Here is a 16,633-nt window from a genome sequence, read left to right as displayed (position 1 = left end):
TGCTCGACCACTTCGGCCTGCACGACGAGGCCCGCCGCGTCGAAGCCGCCATCGAAACGGCCACCGGCAGTGGCGCTCTGACGCGTGACATCGGCGGGACCGCCGACACCGACACCGTCACCGAGGCCATCGTCGCCGCGCTGCAGAAGGCCCTGACCCCGGCCTGACATATCGGCAGATTTAGCCTGGATCCGTGGAGCTACGCCGGCAGTAACGGCGTGTGAATGACGAAAGCGTCTCCCGTAGTGAGGCAATCAAGATTCTCACGTCACAATTGTTCACATACGGAAGGGCACTTTCAGTGCAATCATCGCACACGTTCACGGCTGGATCCGCGGTGTTCGACGAATACAATCTCGTGTCGGCGGCAGGGTTGGTCCCGGTCCTCGAACTCGCCGAACAGACCGGCCTGTCGGAGCTGATCGACGCCCATGTCGACCTCACCTCCACGCGGGTGGCCTCGGGCGCGGCGAACCCGGTCGGGAAACTGACCTCGATCATCGCCGGGATGTGTACGGGAGCGGACGTCATCGACGACATGGACTTGCTCCGGGCCGGCGGGATGCCTGCCCTGTTCGACCAGATCTACGCCCCCTCGACCCTGGGGATATTACTGCGCGAGTTCACCTTCGGGCACAGCCTCCAACTCGGGTCGGTGCTGCGCCGACACCTGATCGCCCTCGCCGCCCGCACCCCGCTGCTACCCGGCATCGCCGGGCGGGCGTTCCTCGACATCGACTCGCTGCTGCGCCCGGTGTACGGGCACCAGAAACAAGGAGCGTCGTACGGGCACGCGAAGATCGCCGGCCGCGCCCTGCTCCGCAAGGGACTGTCGCCGCTGGTCACGACCCTGTCCACCGCGCAGGCGGCGCCGGTGATCACCGAGATGCGGTTGCGGGCCGGCAAGAGCGGATCCGGCCGCGGCGCCGCCTCCCAGCTGCGTTCGGCGATCACCACCGCCCGCGCCTGCGGGGCGCACGGCAAGATCATGGTCCGCGGTGATTCGGCGTTCGGCAACAAGGCCGTTATCGGCGCCGCGGTCGCCGCGGGTATCGAGTTCTCCCTGGTGATGACCCATAATCCGCGCATCACCCGGGCGATCGCCAGCATCGACGACAGCGACTGGATGCCGGTGCACTATCCCGGTGCGGTGACCGACCCCGACACCGGGGAGTTGATCTCCGACGCCGAGGTCGCCGAGGTCGAGTACACCGCGTTCTCCGGCCGCCACCAGGTCACCGCCCGCCTGATCGTGCGCCGGGTCAAGGACGCGAACTACCCGGACGCGCTGTTCCCGGTGTGGCGCTCCACCCGTTCTTCACCAATTCCGACCTGCCGACCGTCGACGCCGACGTCGTGCACCGCAAACACGCGATCGTGGAGACAGTGTTCGCGGACCTGATCGACGGACCACTCGCGCACATCCCGTCGGAGCGGTTCGGCGCGAACAGCGCCTGGGTGCTCTGCGCCGCGATCACCCACAACCTGCTGCGCGCCGCCGGCACCCTCGCTGGCAACCGTCACGCCGTCGCCAGAGGCGCCACGCTGCGCCGGCACCTGGTCAACGTTCCCGCACGATTCGCCCGACCCGCACGCAAACCCGTGCTTCACCTTCCAGCTCACTGGCCACGACAAGTCGACTGGACAACCCTCTGGGACAACATCATCGACTACGAACCGCCACAAGCGGCCTGACCCGACACTCGGCCACACGGCCCCGACCCAGGAACACCGAACGTGGATGAGCTGACAACCCGGTCAGCAGATCAGCCACGCCCCGAACACCGTCGCCCATCGACATCACCAATTAGATCGACCCGAAAATCACCGAGATCACCGATCCACGGATTGAGGATTAGCCCCCATATGGGCCATAGTTGTCGACGCAGGACCGGAGCTGTTCGGTGACGTGCGGGGAGGAGGTCGTAGCCTGGCCATCGTGGCGACGACGACACCGGACCCCGGCCTGGATATCTCGACGTTGCGCGGGCTCCGGGCGCCGTCGGCCAAGAGCAGTGCCGTGGCCGTCGCGGACATCACCGCCCGGATCGAGGCGCATCTCGCCGCCCATGACGGGTACGTGGCGTTCTCCGGCTGCAAAGACTCCCTCGTCGTCCTCGACCTGGCCCGCCGCGTCGAACCCGATGTGCCGGTGGTGTTCTTCGACTCCGGCCTCGACTACCCCGAAACCTACGACTACCTCACCGAACTCGCGGACCGGTGGAAACTGGACCTGCACCGCATCACCGCCGACCCGCCACTACTGCAGGTCCTCGCCGACTCCGGACTGTGGGACCATGCCGCCCCCACCGACGTCGCGGCCGCGCGAGTGGATCTGCAGCAGGTGCTGATCATCGAACCCGCCCGCCGCGCCCACGCCTTGCTGGGCCCGGGTGAGCTGTGGGGTGTGCGTGCCGACGAATCCGCCGCCCGCCGGCACCTCTACACCCGCGACGGCCGCCGCGACGGGACCATCGCCCGCGCCGACGGCACCATCGCGTACGGGCCGATCTGGAACTGGACCACCGACGACGTCTGGGCGCACATCGCCCGGCATCGGCTCCCGGTGAATCCGGTCTACGACAAGCTCACTCAGCTCGGCGTTCCCGAACAGCAGCATCGTCTCTCACACCTGCTCGACGGCAATCATCTCGACCGGGGACGGTTGACGTGGCTGCGCCGCGGGTGGCCGGCGCTGTTCGAGGAACTCGCGCACGTCCTGCCCCGCCTGCGGCAACTAGCCTGACCCCGAGGCGTGCCCTACGGCCGGGGGTACGCGATACCGACATTGCGCGGACCTGCGGAGACGACACGTCCCCGCGGTCAACGACCGAGACTGACGGCGTCGTCGGACCCGAGGTCACATCCCCGCCCTGCTGAGGACGTCGTCGGGCGATTCCGGGTCGTCGAATCCCTCCCGCACCAGTCGGATAGCCGGGGCGACGACCGTGTCCTCGACATGGTCGATGTGAGCGCGCGCCCAGCCGGTGACCCCGCCGGGCCCGGTGGTTTCCGGACCGAAGAGCTGGTCGATGCCCGCAGTGCTGTAGCCCCAGTCCCGCAGTTCCGCACGGGTACACCACTCCTCACGTTTTTCGGGGCCTGGGGATGGACTTCCTCATTCGTTCCTGGTCGTTGATCCACGGACCGTACCTGCTTTCTCGTGTTTCGCGATGGGAGGTTAGAATCATCTACTGCGGTTGCACAGGATGAGCCGGAGGCGTTTATCCCTTCTCGGGGTCGGTGTCTCCGGTTTTCTGTTTCGCCAGCCGTTGCTCGGTCACTCGCCGCAGTTGCTCCCGTCGGGCCCGTTGCCGGGGTGTCTGTTCTACCGGCTCGCTCTCGTCGACGGGCCGGAACGTCGCTCGTCCCAGCTTGATGTCCGGGTGGACGACCAGTTCGGGGCGGCCCTTGTCGTCGGTGAACAGTCCCATCCCTAACCCCTTCTAGTCCTCGGTGACGTCTCGTAGTTGCACGATCATCCGCCGGCCGATGCTGCCGTCCGGGCGACGGTACCGACCCTCACCGGCCGAGACGACCTCGAACCGCATCCCCCGCGGCAGCAGATGCGCGGTGTCGTCGACCGTGTCCGACCGGCCCAGATACATGCCCCGGCCGGTCTCGATCTCGAACACCACATCCCGCTCCCCCAGCGTGCTGTCGAGTTCGTGGACGGCGTGGGTGGCCATCGTGTGCCGGTCGAAGTCCAGCCGCGAGCCCGGCTGCAGCGTCGAGGGCAGGTTGACCGCCTGCTGTGGGACGGTGTGCGGGAGCGAGACGGCGCAGTACACGATGTGACCGCGATCGCCCCACCGTTCCGCGGTCTGAATGGCTCGGTCCACCCGTTGTACCTGCGAGCGCATCGTCTCCTCCAGCTGCTGCGCGTCCCCGCGCGCCGTCGACAACGCCTCCCCCACGGTGGTCCAGTGCTCCGGGGTGTCGATCAGGGTCTGCACCGCGGTGTAGCCGACTTTCGGCAACGACGACTGCGCTCGGTGTTTGTTGACCGACCGCACCTTCCGCTGACGGGAACTCAGGCCCAGGCGAATCGAATCCGGAATCGGCAACGCCCGCCGCTTGCGCTCGGAAACCTCCGGGACCGTGGTACGGGGGAAGGCGCGCTCGAGGTCCTTTCGGGCGCGGGTGAACTCGGCGTCCTCGACCATCGCATCCAGCTCCCGCGCCGAATCACGCTCCACAGCCCGATCGTCATACGCGGCGGCCGGGCGGTAGCCGGCCGACTTCGACGCAGGCGTAACGCTGGTGCCGGCCTCCGGATCCAACCGGGTAGGCGGCGCATCCGGGCTCACCTTGTACGCCAAAAGCATTCCCTCCCCTTGCCGATCACACCCCCGATATGACGAAGCGTGGCAGGCATGATGTCCCAATTGACGGCCTGCCACGCTCAGACCCACCCCAAGGGGTGGGTCTACCGCGGGAGCAGCAATCCGGTGACCAAACCAGCAACTCGCTCCCACGCGTGCTGTCGGCGTTTCCACCGAACGCACACCAGCATAGCGAAACACACCGAGGTGAAGATCGTTCCTTACGGCGGCGGAGCTGGAGCAACTTGGGCGGTCACGGAAATCCTATGAAGGCCTCCCGTCTGTTTGTGCTCCATATTCGCGGTCAGAGGATCGAATTCGCTCGGCCACTGAGTTTCGTCGTCATATTTCGCATCCTTGAGAATCGCGCCGGTGAGGTTTGCTCCACTCAGATCAGCTTTGCATAGGTCCGCGCCCTGCAGATCGGCCCCGTCGAGCCGGGCGCCCGACAGATCCGCGTTGTACAGGTCCGCCCGGGCGAGATAGGCGTTGCGCAGGTCCACGTTGAACAGCAGCGAACCGAACAACTCGGCGCCGCGAAGATCGAGTTCTAGACCACGGTTAGACCACGCACCCTTCACTGGCGGTTTCACTTTGGGCTCGGGGGGAGTCGACTCGTTCGTGCCCAGGTGAAGACGGAACTGCGAGATGATTGCCTCGTTGACGATCTTCTCGGACTTGTGTGTCTCGGCGTCAGTCACGTGGTGGGTGTTCAAACGTAGGTACGCACACAGCGTGTCCACGATGGTCTCGCACTCCGCGCGGGTGTTCAGCACTGAACTGACCGATTTTTCCACTTCATCGCGTCGTTCGTGGTGGTGGAGCCAATCGTCTGCGAGTCCGACGAAGGCATACACGCCAGCGACTCGGATCGCGAAATGGGATTTGTCCGCGAGTTGTTCTGCCGCGCTGTCGAACCGGCTCCACAATTCTTTCTCGGCATCTTCGAGGCGATGTCTCCTGGCTATCACGTTCTGCGCAATGACCGTGCGAGCCGCTCCAGCCGAGGCGATAGAAGCCGCGACTACCGCGCCCAAAGGGGTCATCACACCACTGAACCGCTGCGCCACCCACTCCTTGAAGATTCCGGCAACGACCAGCACTGCCAGCGCTAGTGCCGCCACGAAGGCACTGCCGACAGAGATCCGGAACCACACTTTTAGTCCGGTCGCTGGGGGTCGCTTCGGTACGCCCGATCGTGTTCGCCAGAGCGACCATAGAGATAGCAGCACCGCGACGCCTGCGGCGAGGGCCAGCGCCCATTCGACTTTTGTCACCTCAGTAGTATTCCGGCACCGCACGGTGATTCGACGCGCCCCCGTCGAATCCAGTCCCTTTTGACATCGAAGTCCGGACCACCCAGATCGAGGAGCGTGCTGTTTCCGCAGTTCACGGCATTCTTTACCGCGCGTAGGCGCTAATGGCAGGGTGACTCCCGAACACGCCGCGGCACATCGCGGCAGACGAATCGACCGAGTCCCTGAAGTCGGCGCCGTTTACGATCGGAGATGGCGGGGGAATGCCATCACTTGAACAACGAGGGAGAACATGCATGTCTGCAGATGAGTCACCCAGGCGGAGAAGGCTGGCGCCGCCCATACAGTCGGGCGCTGCTGTCGGTGTACGACACCGTCGTGCTGCGGTGGAGCAACACCCTCGTCTGGCGGTGCCCCAGCGAACGCCTGCTAGCGCACTACAACTCCCATCTCGGTGGCCGGCACCTCGACATCGGCCCGGGAACCGGCTGGTACCTCCAGCACGCCACCTACCCCACCCTGAACCCGGTGGTGGCGCTGCTCGACCTCAACCCGAACACGTTGCAGATGACCACCGCACGTCTCGCCGACCGTGGCATCCCGGGTCAGGATCAGGACCAGGACGCCGGCGATGAACCCATGGGTGGGGACGGCGAACGTCTTGCCGGATTCGCGGACCCCGCGCAGGTTCATCGCGGTCAGCAGGATCACGAAGCCGACCGCGATCGCGACCCGGTGCGGGTTGAGTGAGGGCAGCGCGGAGATGAGGTTGTCCACTCCGGCGGCCACCGACACCGCGACGGTCATCACGTAGTCGATGAGCAGGGCAGCGACAACCGTCAGCCCGACGGACGGGCCCAGGTTGCGGTTCGCGACCTCGTAGAATCCGCCGCCGCTGGGGTAGGCGAACACCACCTGCCAGTTAGAACAGCACCACCACCGCCAACAGCACGACCACCGCCGCACCCAGGTACGGGGTGAGATACAGGTACGCCAGCCCACCGAGCGAGAGGACCAGCAGGATTTCCTGGGTGGCGTAGGCCACCGACGAGAGGGGGTCGGAGGCGAAGATCGGCAGCGCCAGCCGCTTGGACAGCAACTGGTCACCGAGATGCTCACTGCGCAGCGCACGCCCCAGAATCAGGCGTCGCACCGCATGGACGGCTTTGGACACCGCCGAAGCGTACGGCCTGACAACGCCGAAATCCGCCGCCGAGGCGTGAGGATTCCGCTAAGAAACCAGCCAGGTGCGGCAGCCCTCTGCGACGACCGAACTCGGTGCCAGAGATTCCCCCGGACCGATCAAGCCTCACAGGCCACACCGAACATCATGCGACGAACCTCCACATCGGGTATGCATTTGTGCAGGGCGTCGTTCCACCCCATCCAGGGACGGTTCACGACAGCCGCCCGGCCAGATGATCTCGTTACCCGAAGGGCAGGTGAATGACCACCCAGAAGCGGGCGGAAATCACTCGTCGCGCACTGCTGGATGCCGCGGCTGAGGTGTTCACCCGCCGCGGCTACGCAGAGACGAAGCTCAGCGAGGTCCTCACCCATGCCCGGGTCACCAAGGGTGCCCTGTACTTTCACTACGCCTCCAAGGAAGAACTCGCCCGCGCCGTCATCGAAGAGGGCACAAGGCGGTTCACCACCGTGTGCACCCCGTACCTCGCCGCCCCCACACCGGCATTCGAAGCCATGATCGGCATCTCCTTCGTCACCGTCGACGCCGCCCTCCACGACCCGGTGATGGGCGCAACATTCCGCCTCATCACCGAAATGGGCGACTACCGCAGTCCGGAGACGGACACCTTCGTTACCTGGACAACCACCTACCAACTCCTCGCCCGCCGAGCAATCGACGAGGGCGACCTGCGCGAAGACACCGATCCCGACGCAGTCGGTCAGCTCCTGGTCGAACTCTTCGCCGGCGCACGCCTGCTGGCGACGGCCACCGACACCCCCGCCACCCTGCCGACGCGGACCGCGATGGCGTGGGATCTGCTGCTCCCGGTGCTGGTGACCACCCCGAAGGTCGACTACTTCCGACAATTCGTCACCCGCAGGCTGCCCACGGTGCGGCTGCCGTGAACGGTGCTGCGGAGGGTGCTGTGTCAGGAAGCTCCGTCTGGAGCGCGGCCGGACCGCCACGGACGCAGCCACGGCAACCGCCGACCGGACTTCGTGCTGGGGTCCGCGCCAACCGACGCGTGACTAGGCTCAGCGGCCGCGTTCGCGCCGAACCTGACTTCCTCCCCACCGCGGTCACCCGGATGCGCCTGTGGCACAACACCGTCTAACGAACCCCGCTCGCCCTCGAAGGGCATGTCTGGTCGACCTCGCCCCGCTCCGGGCCATCCTGAAGCGTTCGGGCATATCACCGTCGGTCCCGCACTGCCGCCCACGATCACCACACTCCCAGCCGACGACCGCGGCGATCGACACCGTCCGCGCTGCGGCCAGGAAAACAGCCTGACCCATAGCCAGGAAAGCAGCTCCAACCAGGGCATATGGATATGTAAAGCGTGTTGCCCGATAGTCACGATGTTGTTTCGGGGTGCTGTCTACGGCGCAGTTGTCGGGGTGAGCGAAGTGTAAGCGCACCGACACCACACGCCATCGAGCGGACACATTCCGCCCCTATGGTTCTGCAAATCTTCAACCTCAGGAGCTACGCCGTGACAACACTATCTCAGCGACCTTCGAACTCATCCCAATCCCCCGTATCGGTCCGGCATCGGATCGACAACTGGGACCCCGAGGACGTGGCCGCGTGGGAGGCCGGCGGAAAGAACATCGCCCGCCGCAACCTCGCCGGCTCCATCCTCGCCGAGCACATCGGATTCTCGGTGTGGTCGGTGTGGTCGGTGATGGTGCTGTTCATGCCCGCCGCGGTCTACCACATCGACGCCGCCGGAAAATTCTTCCTCGTCGCCGTACCCACCCTGGTCGGCGCCGTCCTCCGCCTGCCCTACACCTTCGCCACCGCCACCTTCGGTGGCCGCAACTGGACCATCATCAGCGCACTGGCCCTGGCGGTGCCGATGACCCTGACCCTGTACTTCATCTCGCGGCCCGAGACGTCCTACACCACGTTCATGATCGTCGCCGCGTTCGCCGGACTCGGCGGCGGGAACTTCGCCTCCTCGATGACCAACATCAACGCGTTCTACCCGCAACGACTCAAAGGCTGGGCCCTGGGGCTGAACGCGGGCGGCGGGAACATCGGTGTCCCGGCCATCCAGTTGATCGGCCTGCTCGTGATCGCCAGCTGGGGCAACCGCAGCCCACAGATCGTCTGCGCGGTGTACCTGGTGCTCATCGGCATCGCCGCCCTGGTCGCGGCCCTGCACATGGACAACCTCACCGACCAGAAGACCGGCGCACGATCGTTGCTCGAGGTGCTCGCCTTCCGCGACTCCTGGATCGTCTCGTTCCTCTACATCGGAACCTTCGGATCCTTCATCGGATTCAGCTTCGCCTTCGGCCAGATCCTGCAACTCACCTTCCTCGCGGGACTGACCAACGGCGCCCCGGCGACCCCCGCCATGCAGGCCACCGCCGCCCTGCACGCCGCCCAGATCGCCTTCATCGGACCGCTCCTCGGATCCCTGTCCCGCCCACTCGGCGGACGCCTCGCCGACAAGATCGGAGGCGGCAAGATCACCCTCTACAGCTTCGTCGCGATGATGGCCGCCGCCGGTATCCTCGTCGTCGCCGGCACCGTCGACGACACCACCCCCGGGTCCGCGAACACCGCCATCATGACCGCCTACGTGACCGGATTCATCCTGCTGTTCGTCATCTCCGGCATCGGCAACGGGTCCGTCTACAAAATGATCCCGGCCATCTTCGCGGCCAAAGCCGCGGCACTGCACCCCCACGATCCCCACTCCGCCGCCGCATGGTCACGCACCATGTCCGGGGCACTGATCGGCATCGCCGGCGCCGTCGGCGCACTCGGCGGAGTCGCCATCAACCTTGTCCTGCGCGCCTCCTACCTCGGGGTACACAAGTCCGCCACCACCGCATTCTGGGTGTTCGCCGCCTTCTACATCCTCTGCGCGGTCATCACCTGGACGGTGTATCTGCGGCGACCGACCGTATCGACACCCTCACCGGCCGGCACCCTCACCCCTGCCGCCTGAACAACACCCCACGGAAACGCACGGGAACAAGCGGAAACGTACGGGAACGTACGGGAACGCCGATCCCACCTGCGGAACCCCACTCAGCAGAACACATCCCCGCCTCGACTGCTGCACACCCAGCGTGCGGATCAACACCCCGCGAGGAGTGATTCCGCGCCCTCGGCGCGGAATCGACCGACACAGCCGCCGTCCGCTGGACTACGTCCAGCACAGCAGGGCCCGTTCGGCCCCTGAAACACATGAGTAAGGAAATCTACGAGCATGAGAATGTCCACACTGATGGCCGTCGCTGCCATGACCATCGCGTCGATGGGAATCGTCGCCGGCACCGCCCACGCGGAACCCACCCCCACCCCCGTCCCGGTCGCCGCGGTGGGGTGGAACCTCGCCCGCAACGGTGACCAGGTCATCGTCAACACCACGGCCGGGTCACTGAGCAACGAGAACAACCACCTGATCGTCCGCGACGCCTCGGGTGCCACCGTCGAGTCGGTGCCACTGTCGATCGCTATCGACGGGTTCGCGCACCCGGTCGCCGCACAGATCGACGGCCGCACCGCGACCCTGACCACCGACACCAGCCCGGCCGCCGCCACCCCCGTCACCCTGCCGTTGCGGCAGGTCGACCTGCCCGCCGCAACCGCCGGCGTCAAGGACAACATCACCCTCACCGCGGCCGTCGGCGGCTTCCTCGGCGCCGCAACCGGTCTCGTCGGCGGCTGCCTCCTCGGCGCCGTGGCCGGGGCCGTGATCTCCGCACCGGCAGCACTGCTGTTCGGCGCCGGCCCGGTGGCCGGATGCATCGGCGGCGCCCTACTCGTCGGAGCGGGCGCCTCCCTCGCCGGCACCGCGATCGGTGGTCTCGGCGCCATGGCAGCCAACGCCGACCCGTTCATCACCTTGCTGAACGCACCCCCGGCCCCGAAGAAATAACACCGCCCGCAGCGTCAGCACTGAACAATGTCCCCGCGAGTGCGGCCCGCGCTGGCGGGCCGCACCGCGAACCCTCCCATCACAGTCCACGCAGCATGACAAGTGGACAAACACCACTCGGGCAGGCGTCGCACACCGCGCGAGGCCGGCACACCCCTGGAAGGGGGGCAAGGTGCCGAAGTCCCGTCACTGGCTCCCAATCGGGCCGGACGGAGAAGGACGAGGACGCCGGGCTCGAGAAACTGTGCAGGGGACCGTATCTACTCGGCGTCCAGGTCCCTCCGCAACACGTCGAGTTCCTCCCTCGTCCGAGCCCGGTCCTGCTGTGTCATGGACCTGTAGGGCGTCATCGGGATCAACTCGGCTTGCTGCGGCGAGAGCGAGTAGCGCTCACGCAGGCGGGCCGCGGCGTCGTCCCGGTCCCGTGACCGAGAGATCGATGCCAGGATCTCGAATGCGTTCTCCTGCGCCAGATTCGCTGCGACCAGAAGTTCATACCGTTCGCGCCGTGTCGGCCCGCCAGGGTCCGGACGTTCCATCATCCTTACCTCCCTCCCGGACATCCGACCACACGGAACACCCAGCCCGGTCGCTTTCCGAGCGAGTCAGGGGCCCAGGCGGTGCACTGCCGGGCCGTCCTCGAGGCCATTCCCACAGAATCAGCCATTCCTACTGCTCATGCGGATCGCGCTCGTACCGGCCACCGTGACAGGGCCAACCGGTCGAGATGCACCATCGGACAAGTCCCGCTAACATCGGACATCGCCCTGCTCAACGGGGTGATTGTCGTGACGGTGCGATGCCGGGGAAGTTCGGGATCGAAAGAAGAACGCGCATATGACGGAAGCCACCGACGATACGAAGTCCACCAACAGTGGCGGGAATCGCCACCCCGAGTGCAAGTTATGGGATCTGATCCTGGGTTCGGCCTCCGTGATGGCCGCCGCAGTGATCATCGCCGCCACCCTGACCACCGGTGGATACCTGTGAACTGACGCGCCAATGCCAAGCCCCCGCCCCGCCGACCAATATCGAGTCGCACTGTGTATCGGTCGACGAGTCCAGGTCGCCCGAGAATGCGTTCGATGATCGAGGCGACCAGGTGGTGTTGGGTCTGAATCGGGTGCCGCCGACCAAAGGGCCAATACGACTCCGACTGCCCCGCAGCGTCATTCCCCGGCTCTTTGCTCGGCGCCACCGCCTCCGTCCAGACGGTCCCACGCCGCCCAACCCCACGGGTCGCGGACGCGGCGCTTCCACACGCGGCTGATGTGTCCGGCGCTCGACGGACGACATCGCCGTACCAAGCGCAGGTTCGGCTCGTCAGGTCGGTGGGTCGAGGACCCGGACCGACCGCGGAAGCGGCTGTACCGCAATACCGCAACGCCTCGCCGCCGCCACGAAAGACTCCGGACGCGGGTCCACCGGCCAGGACACCTCACCGGCCGGACCGAATACCGCGGCCGCATTCGCCGCCGGGCCCGTGGTGAACCGCGTCTGATACCGGATGCCGTCGAACTCGACATCGAACGCCGCCGCCCACGACCGGGGAACGTCGTACGGTGTCATCGAACACAACTCCCGGGTGAGCCCGAACGCGGCAGCCGCGTCAGCGCACGTGTCGGCGAGGTCATGGGTGCCCGGAACCCGGAGAGTCGACAGTGCCCGCTCGGCCGCGAAGTCGTGGGCGATCACCCCGAGCGATGCCAACGCCTCCCCCACCGTCTCCCGGATCGCCGTCGCCTCATCGAATGCGACGTAACACGTACCCCGCGGCGCGGACAGATCGAATCGTCCGCCACCCGAAGAGGAGAACCACCACGGCCCATTCGAGACCCGGTGACCACGCTTGACCTGCCGCCTCCCAGTCAACCGCCAACCAGGAAACCCCGTGAGCGTGCGTGCTCCGGGCGCCCGAAGAGCAACGTCCTCACGGGTCACACCGCCCACCGCTGCACGTCCGCGCGGGCCGCCGCCAGGACCGGGTCGACCCAGCCGCCCTCGGCCAACCAACCCGCCGCGGTCTTACCGCCGAACGCATCCTGCGGTGCCCGCAGCCACAGCGCACACGTCCACGGGTCCGCCCCCGCACGCAGGACACGCCACACCTGCACCAGCGCCGGGTCCACCGTGCCGCTGCTGGTGAACTGCCACACCGGATAGACCCACTGCCCCTCTTCGAGTTGGCAGGCGATCACCGCGTTGGTAGCGACCCTCTTGCTCACCGCCTGCCGACTGACATTCCACCACCGAGTCAGCCCGGCCGTATCGTAAAACGGGCCCACCACCTGGTCATAGACATGATGGGTGGGAAGCGCGGCCGACATCGCATCAGCGATCGCCTGCACGTCCGCGAACGCGTCGGTGGGCACACCGGCCGCAGCCGCCGCGGCGAATGTGCGGTGCACGCGCTGCGAGAGCTCCTCCATCAACTGCTTCTCCTGCTCCACCAGCGACGTCATCACCACTACCCACCCTTTCGCGTCAACCTTGTCAACCACAATAGTGGCCCATTGGGTCAACCGCGTCAACCAGTGAGGGCGGCCCGAACGCACACCCCGATCGACGGGCCACTGAGGACATCGATCTCATCGCCGCAGGTGAACGCCTCAGCATGTTGGCCGCCGACCATCGACAGAGCGCTCCCCGAGATCCCGGCAACGCCGCCGCAGTAGCTGTTCGCAGCGTCGGGGCGATTCGCCATCCGCGCCCTCACCGAGTAGGCATTCCGGGCGCCGCTACACCGGCGTCCACCCCTCACGCCCTCGTCGTCCGACTAAGAGTCCGCGCTCTGTCGTGCGACGCATCGCCGGGCAGAGGGTGTCGATCCAGGCGCTGAGCACTTCCCCGTCAGGAGTCAGCCAACAGCCCGCTCAACGCAGCGAACACTGTTCGCAAGTTGTTGTCGAGTCGGTTGAGAATATCTTCGCGATCATCGTCCGTGTTGAGCCAGTTTCGCAGTTCGGAGAGGAACATGCCCCGGGCCGCGCCGGCGATCGCCATCGGGATCGCATCCTGCGGAGAAATACCCGTGCGAGTAGCCACGAAGGTCGCGATCGTGGAGGCCCATCGTTCCCAGTGATCGTAGGCGTCGGCACGGAGTTCGGTGCTGCCGTCGAGCAGTCTGAAACGCTCCACCCACACGTCGCTGTTGTATATCGCCGAGCGAGTGGAGAAGACGATGCTTTCCCGAACCGCATCGAGAATATTTGAATGCTCCAGGTGTTCAGTGAGATTCTCAGCCAGCCATGAAATCGTGTCGTCGAACGCAGACCACACCACGCCCGGTTTCGACTTGAAGTAGCGAAAGAACGTCGTCCGCCCGATTCCCGCCGCTCGTGCGATGTCATCGACACTGACCTGCTCATAGCCATCGCGCAGCATCAGGGTGAGAGCGGCGCGCTCGACCGCATCCCGAGTCGCCGCGAACGGTCTTCCTGGGCTCCGGCGGGGCGGCGTCTGCATCCCCACACTGTAGCCACCGTGCGCAGGATGTTCCGCCAGACCATTGCATTGTGGTACTCAGTTCCACTACCGTGAGCGAACCAACAACAACGCCCTCCGAGAAAGCCGCCGCCGGCGCGCCCGGAGTGGCGACAAGCTTCCGCATCAAGGAGTACGACGATCATGGGAAAACTGGACGGCAAGGTTGCCATCATCACCGGGGCAGCACAGGGCATGGGCGCTGCGCACGCGCGAAAGTTCATCGAGGAGGGCGCGAAGGTCGCACTAACCGATGTCAGCGAAGCTGAAGGCAAGGAACTTGCCGATGAGCTCGGCGCCAACGCACTGTTCCTCAAGCACGACGTCGCATCGCTCAGCGACTGGGCCCACGTCGTCAGCCGGACCGAGAAGGCATTCGGGCCCGTCACCGTGCTGGTCAACAACGCGGGCATTCTCGGGCCGATCAAGGATGTCGTCGAGATCAGCGAGGACGAATACCTCAAAGTGATTGCTGTCAATCAGCATTCGCAATTCTACGGCATGAAGACTGTCATCCCGTCGATGAAGAAGGCGGGAGGCGGCACCATCGTCAACATCTCGTCGACCGCAGGGATGGTGTCCATCATCGGAGCGCCGAACCTTGCCTACGTGGGCAGCAAGTTCGCATCCCGCGGTATGACGAAGCAGGTAGCCGTGCAATTCGGCCCCGACAATATCCGGGTCAACTCCGTCCACCCGGGTTACATCAAGACTCCGATGATGGAGGCTGCCACCGACGAGACGGGCGGCGGCATCGCCGACTCGGTCCCGATCCGCCGCATGGCCGAACCCGACGAGGTATCGAAACTGGTTCTGTTCCTCGCCTGCGACGACTCGTCATACATCTCCGGCATGGAGCACGTCATCGACGGCGGCCTGACCGCCTCCTGACCGCCAACTCTCAGCCCCTTACGGCGACACCACGCCCGTCACCGCCCACAAGAACGATGCCGGAACGAAGCCCATTGTCGGCATCTGAGCAGTTCAGGTCATCACACCGAAACCAAGGAGACAATGCCCCATGCTCGACAAACTCTATGCAGCAATGCTCACGCTGACCGGAATCGGCTTCGGAGGTTACGTGCTGCTCGAAGAAGCCACAAACGCTGTTGCGGGAGAACGACCGGATGGCGAAGGCCGCGCACGAACCGGACACAAGCCTTAACTCAACCGACGCGACCACTCGAAGGTGCACCAACAGGCACCACAAGCTCGGTGGCAACCCAACCGCAGCCCCATCGCCCGCTCCGCAGCCCCTACGGCGTCGCCCGCGGACCTGGTCGCGGTCGTCGACCCCCGGATCCTGTGCGAGTAGGCGCGCGATCCGGGGGCGATCCACGCCGAAGTCTTTTGATGGAGAATGCAACACCCCCAGTGGGCTAGAAACAGGATGACAATGATGTTTCCCAGCACCTTCAATTCAGAGCTACGTCTCGCGCCGTTTCTGCCGCGCACAGTGGTCAGCCCGCGAACCGTCGGCCTGATCCGACGGTTGCTGAAAGTCATCGGACGCACACCCCCTCGGGGCGGGGAAACCGTAAACGTCAACGCAGACGTCTCGGTTCGCGTGTTCCGGCCGAAGTCGACCCACCAACCAGCACCCGCCCTGCTGTGGATCCATGGCGGCGGATACCTCATCGGTAATGCCGCAATGGGAGACAGATTGTGCCGCCACGTCGCCACCCACCTGGGCGTTATGGCGGTGTCAGTGGAGTACCGGCTCGCACCCGACTACCCATTCCCAACACCTCTAGAGGACTGCTACAAGGCCCTACGCTGGTTGGCCGAACAGTCGGAGATCGACCCGTCGCGGATCGCAATCGGTGGCGAAAGCGCCGGCGGCGGCCTCGCCGCTTCACTGGCACTACTCGCGAAGGAGCGCGGCGCGATTCGCCCTGTCTTGCAAGTATTGTCCTATCCGATGCTCGATGACCGAACCACGGCGCGCCAAGATCTCGACGAGAGCCGACTGCGGATGTGGAACCAGAACAGCAACCGGCTCGGGTGGCGCTCCTACCTCGGTGCGGTCGCTGACGTCGATGTTTCACCATTGGCCTCGCCAGCCCGCTACAAAGACCTCTCCGGCCTCCCCCCGGCATGGATCGGTGTCGGCACCAACGACCTCTTCTACGACGAGAACATCGCCTACACCACCCGCCTGCGGGATGCCGGGGTAACGTGCACACTCCACCAGGTCCCCGGCGCCTACCACGGCTTCGATCTGGTCGAGAGGAAGACCCCGATTGCGCGAGCCTTCCTCCAGTCACAGATGACCGCACTGGATGCCGCTCTCACCAACGAGGGGCCGACATCCACCTGACTCCGCTGAAACGTCTTGCTCAATGGCTCACTCCGGCCGGCACTCTCCCGACGAAATCGGAATTGCCGCCCCTACGTCTGGGGCTTGGGCCAGGCGGCGCTCTGCACCTTAGCCTGAATCCGTGGACGGCCTTGATGGCGGACCGGCGTGTGAGATGAGGAA

General features: G+C 65.6%; 15 protein-coding genes and 3 pseudogenes. 10 read left to right on the top strand and 8 right to left on the bottom strand.

Translation table 11 applies throughout. The features are described 5' to 3' along the window. The 3 genes and pseudogenes from P3H15_RS50240 to P3H15_RS50230 form a co-directional block, all read left to right on the top strand. Positions 1 to 167: pseudogene (locus tag P3H15_RS50240) on the top strand (isocitrate/isopropylmalate family dehydrogenase); the annotation flags it as partial. 134 nt (positions 168 to 301) lie between these two features. Next, positions 302 to 1,695 (top strand): annotated as a pseudogene (locus P3H15_RS50235) (IS1380 family transposase). 244 nt (positions 1,696 to 1,939) lie between these two features. Then, the gene (locus P3H15_RS50230) at positions 1,940 to 2,746 is read left to right on the top strand and encodes a phosphoadenosine phosphosulfate reductase family protein (protein ID WP_276144183.1); all 807 of its coding nucleotides are present in this window, start codon (positions 1,940 to 1,942) and stop codon (positions 2,744 to 2,746) included. 478 nt (positions 2,747 to 3,224) lie between these two features. Here the strand turns inward: P3H15_RS50230 and P3H15_RS50225 are convergent, their stop codons facing one another. The 4 genes and pseudogenes from P3H15_RS50225 to P3H15_RS50210 all read right to left on the bottom strand — a co-directional run. Then, complete coding sequence (locus P3H15_RS50225) at positions 3,225 to 3,434, bottom strand: hypothetical protein (RefSeq protein WP_276144182.1); 210 nt, start codon at positions 3,432 to 3,434, stop codon at positions 3,225 to 3,227. A 12-nt stretch (positions 3,435 to 3,446) separates the two neighbouring features. Further along, positions 3,447 to 4,328 carry a hypothetical protein gene (locus P3H15_RS50220; protein ID WP_276144181.1) on the bottom strand — a complete coding sequence of 294 codons (882 nt, stop codon included), beginning with the start codon at positions 4,326 to 4,328 and terminating at the stop codon, positions 3,447 to 3,449. Between the two features lie 218 nt (positions 4,329 to 4,546). Next, a complete protein-coding gene (locus P3H15_RS50215) occupies positions 4,547 to 5,602 on the bottom strand; it encodes a pentapeptide repeat-containing protein (protein ID WP_276144180.1) in 1,056 nt (351 codons plus the stop codon). A gap of 582 nt (positions 5,603 to 6,184) precedes the next feature. Next, a pseudogene (locus P3H15_RS50210) lies at positions 6,185 to 6,755 on the bottom strand (amino acid permease); the annotation flags it as partial. 272 nt (positions 6,756 to 7,027) lie between these two features. Here P3H15_RS50210 and P3H15_RS50205 point away from each other — a divergent pair. The 3 genes from P3H15_RS50205 to P3H15_RS50195 all read left to right on the top strand — a co-directional run bounded on the left by P3H15_RS50205 (position 7,028) and on the right by P3H15_RS50195 (position 10,668). Continuing rightward, positions 7,028 to 7,675 (top strand): ScbR family autoregulator-binding transcription factor, encoded by a 648-nt coding sequence (locus tag P3H15_RS50205; protein WP_276144179.1) that lies wholly within the window; start codon positions 7,028 to 7,030, stop codon positions 7,673 to 7,675. Positions 7,676 to 8,262: 587 nt separating this feature from the next. Next, positions 8,263 to 9,732 carry a NarK/NasA family nitrate transporter gene (locus P3H15_RS50200; RefSeq protein ID WP_276144178.1) on the top strand — a complete coding sequence of 490 codons (1,470 nt, stop codon included), beginning with the start codon at positions 8,263 to 8,265 and terminating at the stop codon, positions 9,730 to 9,732. 264 nt (positions 9,733 to 9,996) lie between these two features. Next, positions 9,997 to 10,668 carry a hypothetical protein gene (locus tag P3H15_RS50195; protein WP_276144177.1) on the top strand — a complete coding sequence of 224 codons (672 nt, stop codon included), beginning with the start codon at positions 9,997 to 9,999 and terminating at the stop codon, positions 10,666 to 10,668. Between the two features lie 260 nt (positions 10,669 to 10,928). Here P3H15_RS50195 and P3H15_RS50190 read toward each other — a convergent pair whose 3' ends face one another. Further along, a complete protein-coding gene (locus P3H15_RS50190; protein ID WP_276144176.1) occupies positions 10,929 to 11,210 on the bottom strand; it encodes a hypothetical protein in 282 nt (93 codons plus the stop codon). Positions 11,211 to 11,505: 295 nt separating this feature from the next. Here P3H15_RS50190 and P3H15_RS50185 point away from each other — a divergent pair, with 295 nt between their 5' ends. After that, positions 11,506 to 11,658, top strand: coding sequence for a hypothetical protein (locus P3H15_RS50185; RefSeq protein ID WP_276144175.1), 153 nt, complete (start codon positions 11,506 to 11,508; stop codon positions 11,656 to 11,658). A 333-nt stretch (positions 11,659 to 11,991) separates the two neighbouring features. On the opposite strand, the gene P3H15_RS50180 is transcribed toward P3H15_RS50185, so the two are convergent. From P3H15_RS50180 to P3H15_RS50170, 3 genes are all read right to left on the bottom strand, one after another. After that, positions 11,992 to 12,540, bottom strand: a complete 549-nt coding sequence (locus P3H15_RS50180; RefSeq protein WP_276144174.1) for an RES family NAD+ phosphorylase — start codon at positions 12,538 to 12,540, stop codon at positions 11,992 to 11,994. 65 nt (positions 12,541 to 12,605) lie between these two features. Next, entirely contained in the window at positions 12,606 to 13,130 is a 525-nt protein-coding gene (locus tag P3H15_RS50175; RefSeq protein ID WP_276144173.1) for a hypothetical protein, read from the bottom strand. A 388-nt stretch (positions 13,131 to 13,518) separates the two neighbouring features. Next, complete coding sequence (locus P3H15_RS50170) at positions 13,519 to 14,133, bottom strand: TetR family transcriptional regulator (RefSeq protein ID WP_276144172.1); 615 nt, start codon at positions 14,131 to 14,133, stop codon at positions 13,519 to 13,521. A gap of 162 nt (positions 14,134 to 14,295) precedes the next feature. On the opposite strand from P3H15_RS50170, the gene P3H15_RS50165 reads away from it, so the two are divergent. The 3 genes from P3H15_RS50165 (at position 14,296) to P3H15_RS50155 (ending at position 16,471) form a co-directional block, all read left to right on the top strand. Then, positions 14,296 to 15,042: an SDR family NAD(P)-dependent oxidoreductase gene (locus P3H15_RS50165; RefSeq protein WP_276144171.1), complete on the top strand. Its 747-nt coding sequence runs from the start codon at positions 14,296 to 14,298 to the stop codon at positions 15,040 to 15,042. A 130-nt stretch (positions 15,043 to 15,172) separates the two neighbouring features. Further along, positions 15,173 to 15,316, top strand: a complete 144-nt coding sequence (locus tag P3H15_RS50160; RefSeq protein ID WP_276144170.1) for a hypothetical protein — start codon at positions 15,173 to 15,175, stop codon at positions 15,314 to 15,316. A gap of 195 nt (positions 15,317 to 15,511) precedes the next feature. After that, on the top strand, positions 15,512 to 16,471 hold the full coding sequence (locus P3H15_RS50155; protein ID WP_276144169.1) for an alpha/beta hydrolase: 960 nt from the start codon (positions 15,512 to 15,514) through the stop codon (positions 16,469 to 16,471). The last annotated feature ends 162 nt before the right edge of the window (positions 16,472 to 16,633 follow it).

Origin of the sequence: Rhodococcus sp. T2V, assembly GCF_029269925.1 — a bacterium.
GTDB lineage: Bacteria > Actinomycetota > Actinomycetes > Mycobacteriales > Mycobacteriaceae > Rhodococcus_F > Rhodococcus_F koreensis.
This window is presented reverse-complemented; position numbering and strand designations above follow the sequence as displayed.